We start from the raw sequence: 6000 nt of genomic DNA on the forward strand, positions 1-6000 counted from the left end.
GTCTTGAAATCATCCAGTTTGATGGTGCTTGATACTGAAGAAAAGCGTTGTGTTTTTGGAAGCAACCATTGGCATGATGCGCATCGGCACCCTCGAGCGGAATTGAATTGGAAAAGCTCATGGCAACCAGAAAATTATGGTTGCAGCGATCCCGCCGCACCGGAATAACACTGATTGAATCTCTGGTCGCTGTGACAATCACAACGATTGCCGGAACCGCTCTTTTCTCAGCCATCGGTGCCTCTCTAGGAGCCAGCTACTCCGGCTTGAATAAAACCATTGGCACCGGCCTGGCAGAACAAATGCTGGATGAACTCACATCGGTCCGGTTTCCTACCTCCAGTGACACGCGTCCTGTTAATACAAGTACGCGATACTATTTTGATGATCTGGATGACTATCACAACTGGACGTCTTCACCACCCGTTCACAAACATGGAGTTCCTCTGGGACAAACGGCGGTTACCTATCTCGAATATTATTACATCACACGCCCTAGTTTTTTTCTGCCTGACACGGAGTTTCTCAGCAGAATTACCAGAGAAGTATCGGTGGAACGAATTCGTCCCGATAACAGCTCCGGCTGGATTATCACCAATGACCCTACGGACTATCGCAGAATCACAGTCAAAATCAGATTAACGACGACTGCAGATTTACCCAGTCACGAAATAGCAGAAGCAACACGAATATTTAGTTATGTACCACTTTCACCCTGATAATTCGAATGCAACACAACAAGTGTTTGCCACAGGCGCTCTCTTTGTAAAAAAGGAGTGCGTACCCTGCTGCGCAGTTCGAAAACAGATTTCTCATCGTGGTTTTACACTCGTCGAATTGCTAATGGCAATGGCCATTTCCTCGATTCTGATCGTCGCGCTGGGAGGCATTGTAACAGCCACACAATCCGCCTGGAAACATACTCAGAGTATTGAAGATTCGCAAGCACAAGTCACCGCAACCTTTGATCGAATGAAAATGATGGTCGCTCAGGCGGGCGTATATCAGGTCAGCGGCCAGCCACCGCAGGTCGGCTTGGCAGTCGTCACTCATCCCTGGAATTATATTGATATTCCAGACACCCTCGTGGTCTGGACCGGCGGGCGTAATGGAGGCATCAGCGATAACGGCACATTAACACGTCTCCCGAAAATGAACGAACTATTGATCTACACGATCGACCCCGGCAATCCTCACAATTTAGTAGAAATTGCTTTGCCTGTTGACACTACGGAAATCGATTTCAACCATTCTACGTTCAAAACCACAATTCGTACTGCCATCAAATCTGCGGATGCAGAATCTGCTTTGTTATGCAATCGTCTTAAGAAAAGTCAGTACTATTTGAGCGGTGCGCCCTGGGGCCCATCTACTGCAAATCTTCTTTTTGGAATCATAAAATCTCCCTCTGATTCCAGTCTGTCTGGAGTTACTCCCGGGACCAGCCAATGGATGAATCTTCCCTGGCCGCAAGGTGCAGCAAGTGCCAGCAGCGGCTTAAGACAGTTTTCCATTTACTATGAAGCACACATTGAAGTCGCAGAGCAAACGTCTCTGAATGATGATAATTCTACAACCGCACTTCCATTTTTCGGATCCTGTTCGAGGTTATATGCTTATACACCTTAAGAAAGAATATCTGAAAACTCATCTGTCGGGCGGTGTTCGTCAACACGGTCAATCGCAGAATGTGCGCGCAACTCGATCGGGAGTCTCATTGATTCTGGTGATGTTTGCATTAAGCATGTCATTGGTTTTGACGTACTCCTTTATACAGACGCAAAGTGTCCTCACACAAATCTCTGAAAATGCCTCACGACGAGACCTGGCAATGAATGCCGCGCGCGCAGGAATCACCGATGCACTCAACCGGTTGAATTCACTCGACTGGACAGGGATTAGCGATCAGTACCAACGCACTTTTCAGTCCGACACAGATGGAGACAGCACTTATACCATTTCATTTGATGCGCCCGCTGATTCTCTCAGCACAGCTTTAGAACTGGAAATTCATTCGCTGGGAGCCTGGGTCTCTGCTGAAAATAATAACATGCGGTCCGAATATCAGATTACAGTGAAAGTCCGCCTGGTACCTCGCTTGAATGGAAGAACCATCCTGCCCGGAGACTCCGCCGCTGCAACAGATCTGGAAACCAATCCCGGTGACTTCGATCTGATCAGACAATATGCTCTGTTTGCTGAAGAAGGCACTAAGTCACTTATACTCGACCCCTGTGATCGAATTGATGGTAATCTCTGGTTATATAATGATTTGGTACCCTATGGGGATCCTCATTGGAGCGCTGACGTGCGCAGCGCATTTCTGCAAGACCTGGGTAATCGGTTTGTAACGTTCCCCCAAGGATCAACGAATTTGTCCGACGCGAGCATTCAATATCCACATCCCCTCGCAGGTAACATCACATTTTACAATTCACCATCATCTGCCATCCAGCAGGACCTGACAGATTTAAAAGTGAACTGGTCCGCGACAACGAAAAAACTCACCGTTCCCAGCCCTGACTATTCTCTGTTCTCAAGCTACCAGCTTTATGCAGGTGGTCCGACGTATCATGCTGTCTCAGTTAACTCTTCATTATCTGACGTAACATTGACGCCGACAAAAGAAAATCCATTAGGAATATTTTATTGCAACGGGTCTCTCAACGTTTATAGCAACGTCATCATCCAAGGAACATTGGTAGCAAAAAATAAAATTTGTTTCAAAGGGATCGGGATACATGTTACAGCCTTCAACTGGAAAGGAGCGGGTGGTGAACCGATTATTTCAGACGCTCACCTCTGGCCTCGACTTCCCACATTGGTGGCCGATGACATCGACTTTGCAAGAGATACACAAACAACGATTGAAGGCGCGGTTGTCTGTCACGACGATGTAAAGGGAGCCGGTGGTTCTGTCAGTTACCCCAGCGTAACAAAGATTCAACTGGCAGGCACAGCCACTGCTGTCTCCATCGAACAACCCTACAGCACTGTGACACTGCGTGAAGCACAGGTTCTCAGCAGTTTATCGTCAGACGGGAACTACGCCATCAGATTGGAGACAACGGGAACGAGAAACACCGGATCCACGGGCACATGGTACCCCATCGTCGGCGTTGATAGCACCAATCAGCAATTGACCATTCGAGGAGAAATCGATCATGCTTCTCCAACCAGTTATCTCATCAAACGACATAAGCAGGCTTTGACACAGATACGAGGCCCCGTCTGCGCAAAAACCTTTGATTTCAATCGTCTAAACGAATGGGTGCTTTCGACTGACCTCTGGAATGGACTAATAGATCTCGTGGATGTGGAAAACCAAATAAGAGCTCTTGGAGGAGAACCCCTCGTGGGATTCAGCGAATGGCTTGAAAGCCCATACAACTTCCCTGATTGGGACACTTATTATCAACTCTACGGATTGAACCTGGAACCCACACTACATATTCAGCATCTGACTGATCAGGAATACCGCTGGGCACCACCCTTGTTTCAACCTTATGACGGCGAAATAGCAAACTCCGACCAATCGGGATATCGCTGGTCATTAATTGATTGGAAAGAATCTCCTTAGAGTTTCATTGGAATCGTATGAAAAAAATCTATCAACATCATTGGCAAAGCGGCCGGTCTTCTTCGAAACGAAGAAGATCAACGAAATGGGTGCGCGCCAATCAAGGGTCTCGAAGCTGCCGACATGCTTTCACACTCATTGAAGTGCTGATAGTGATTATGATTATTGCGATACTGGCTTCCGCTTCACTGATCGCGACAGGAGGGAGCGGAGCACTTTCATTGGAAGCGACGGCTCGCATAGTCGCAGCTGATTTACGCCTGGCCCGAAACCACGCCATCAAATTTAATACACAGTACACAATCAATTTCGACTTCAATACTCAAAGTTATGAAATCCTGCATACCGGTACCGGCAGCTTACCTGTACCACAAAATCAACTCGCAGGCAGCGGTGTTGACTCAGACAAGTACATTAGAACTCTTCAAAAACAATCTATGAATCTGCCCGAACAGGTCTTTCTTAGACAGGTCAAATTAAATACATCAAAAACAAATGTAAGCGATCTGGCATTTGGACCTATGGGAGGCACAGGGCCATCCCGAAATGAAGATACGGTACTAATTTTGTCCACAGCAAGAAATGGAACGACGTTTTACATCCCGATCACCGTCTCCTGGATAACAGGCCAGGCATGGGTGGACGACATACAGACATTAACGAATTAAATCAGCATTACTATCACTCAGAAATAGAATCATGATCTCCTTAAACCGTTCAAAATATAGTCCCATCGGCTTACAACTGGGGCCAAGCTCTGCCACTTTGGTTCAGTTGGCCGGTTCGCCACAGAATCGTATTGTGCATGCCATTGCCCAGGAGCAATTCGACTTCCAGGAAAATTGTTCCATCGAAGAGCGAGATGCAAAAATCGCTACTGAGCTACGACGAATTCTCTCTGACCATCATTTCAAAGGACGACGCGTAATCAGTTGTCTCGGATCTCAGGAATTATTTATTCAGAACGTCAGGTTGCCACAACTGCCTTCCGAAGAAATCGCGAAAGTCGTCGCCTGGGAGGCAGAGGAAAGACTCCCCTATCCGGTTGCAGATGCTGAAATCCGCCATTTGCCCGCTGGTCAGGTTTTTCAAGAATCGAATTCAAAACAGGAAGTCATTCTGCTTGCCTGTCATAATGGAATCTTGCAAAGACAATTAAACCTGCTGGAACAAGCGGGCCTGACATCTGTCGCAATTGATGTAGAACCCTCTGCAACCATTCGCTGTTTTCAAAATGTCTCGCAGGATCTGCAGATCAATTCGGCCAATTGTTATCTGAATTTTGGAGATGCTGCCACAACGGTGATCTTTGCCGATCAGCAAAATATGTTATTCCTGAAATACATTATGCACGGAAGTGATCACCTCGACAGGGCCGTTGCTGAGAATCTGGATTTGCCTTTGACCGAAGCAATTCGCCTGCGAAAAATCGTGACCAATTCGCCAACTTTAGATGCCAGTGACGAACTTCATCGATCTGTGATTGATTCGATTCGTTCGATCCTGGAAACAATCAGCACCGAAGTGGAAAACTGCCTCAGATATTACAAGGTTACATTTCGCGGGAAAAAACTGGAACAACTCATCGTTACAGGAAATGAATCCAGCCCCTGGTTAATAGATTTTCTGTCAGAACAATTAAACACCAATTGTAATATGGGAAATCCATTTGAAAGCTTGAAACGCTGGCCGAATTCTACATCCATCCTGGAACGACCCGGTAGATGGACTACAGCAATGGGATTGGCCATGAAAGAAAATACGCTTTGAAATACTGATGAAAAATGCTTTGAAACAAAACCTTATTTTTTAATTGAAGCCGGAGTATGAAATTCAAGACTCCGGAATGACCCCGCTAAGAGCGATATTATGATACCTGAAATTGATTTTTTACCCGCAAGTTATCGTGAAGTACGAAGAAGGCACCGGAATCGAATCTGGCGGCGAACAATCGTCGTAATATTCCTCACCCTGGTGACCCTGGGCACGGTACGCCAAAGAGAAATTCAACACGAGCTCCAAACTCAAAAGAATACCCTGAAACAGCGGGCTCAACTAATGAATGAGCAACTGGAAAAACCCGAACAACTGAATCAAAAAATTCAGCATGCGGAAATTCGAGCCAACCTGCTAGCTTCGATACTCATTGATGAGTCTCCCGCACAGTTGTTGTCCATTATCAGCGCTGCGTTACCAGACTTTGTTTCGCTGAATGAATTTCGGTTCTCTTTCGAAAAAGTCAACTTTAACAAAAACTCGATCAGAAAAAATACTCCACCCGGTGAACAGGAAAAACCCTTACCAGAACTTGCAGATCTGAAAATTTTGCAAGAACGTTACAAGACGGAAAATCTGGTAATTAACCTGGAAGGGTTCTCTCCCGATCATCTGGCGATTTCCAACTATATGTCTCACCTGAA

6 protein-coding genes are annotated in these 6000 nt (G+C 46.2%); all 6 read left to right on the forward strand.

The window, feature by feature from the left end; genetic code table 11:
* The first annotated feature begins 119 nt into the window (after positions 1-119).
* Complete coding sequence (locus Q0668_RS25140) at positions 120-719, forward strand: hypothetical protein (protein WP_298869311.1); 600 nt, start codon at positions 120-122, stop codon at positions 717-719.
* Positions 700-1629 (forward strand): prepilin-type N-terminal cleavage/methylation domain-containing protein, encoded by a 930-nt coding sequence (locus Q0668_RS25145; RefSeq protein WP_298869312.1) that lies wholly within the window; start codon positions 700-702, stop codon positions 1627-1629. Before Q0668_RS25140 ends, Q0668_RS25145 begins: the two co-directional genes overlap by 20 nt.
* Positions 1613-3580: a hypothetical protein gene (locus Q0668_RS25150; protein WP_298869313.1), complete on the forward strand. Its 1968-nt coding sequence runs from the start codon at positions 1613-1615 to the stop codon at positions 3578-3580. Before Q0668_RS25145 ends, Q0668_RS25150 begins: the two co-directional genes overlap by 17 nt.
* 17 nt (positions 3581-3597) lie before the next feature.
* On the forward strand, positions 3598-4248 hold the full coding sequence (locus Q0668_RS25155) for a Tfp pilus assembly protein FimT/FimU (RefSeq protein WP_298869314.1): 651 nt from the start codon (positions 3598-3600) through the stop codon (positions 4246-4248).
* A gap of 31 nt (positions 4249-4279) precedes the next feature.
* Positions 4280-5350 (forward strand): pilus assembly protein PilM, encoded by a 1071-nt coding sequence (gene pilM / locus Q0668_RS25160; RefSeq protein ID WP_298869315.1) that lies wholly within the window; start codon positions 4280-4282, stop codon positions 5348-5350.
* Between the two features lie 99 nt (positions 5351-5449).
* Positions 5450-6000 (forward strand): hypothetical protein (locus Q0668_RS25165; RefSeq protein WP_298869316.1); only part of this gene is annotated, 551 nt, incomplete at its 3' end.

The sequence above is a fragment of the uncultured Gimesia sp. genome (assembly GCF_937910335.1).
Classification (GTDB): Bacteria; Planctomycetota; Planctomycetia; order Planctomycetales; family Planctomycetaceae; genus Gimesia.

What these genes read in the sequence shown, in the direction of transcription:
- Q0668_RS25145 (WP_298869312.1), top strand. Translation starts at nt 700, where the DNA reads ATGTACCACTTTCACCCTGATAATTCGAATGCAACACAACAAGTGTTT.
- Q0668_RS25155 (WP_298869314.1), top strand. Translation starts at nt 3,598, where the DNA reads ATGAAAAAAATCTATCAACATCATTGGCAAAGCGGCCGGTCTTCTTCG.
- Q0668_RS25150 (WP_298869313.1), top strand. Translation starts at nt 1,613, where the DNA reads ATGCTTATACACCTTAAGAAAGAATATCTGAAAACTCATCTGTCGGGC.
- Q0668_RS25140 (WP_298869311.1), top strand. Translation starts at nt 120, where the DNA reads ATGGCAACCAGAAAATTATGGTTGCAGCGATCCCGCCGCACCGGAATA.
- pilM (WP_298869315.1), top strand. Translation starts at nt 4,280, where the DNA reads ATGATCTCCTTAAACCGTTCAAAATATAGTCCCATCGGCTTACAACTG.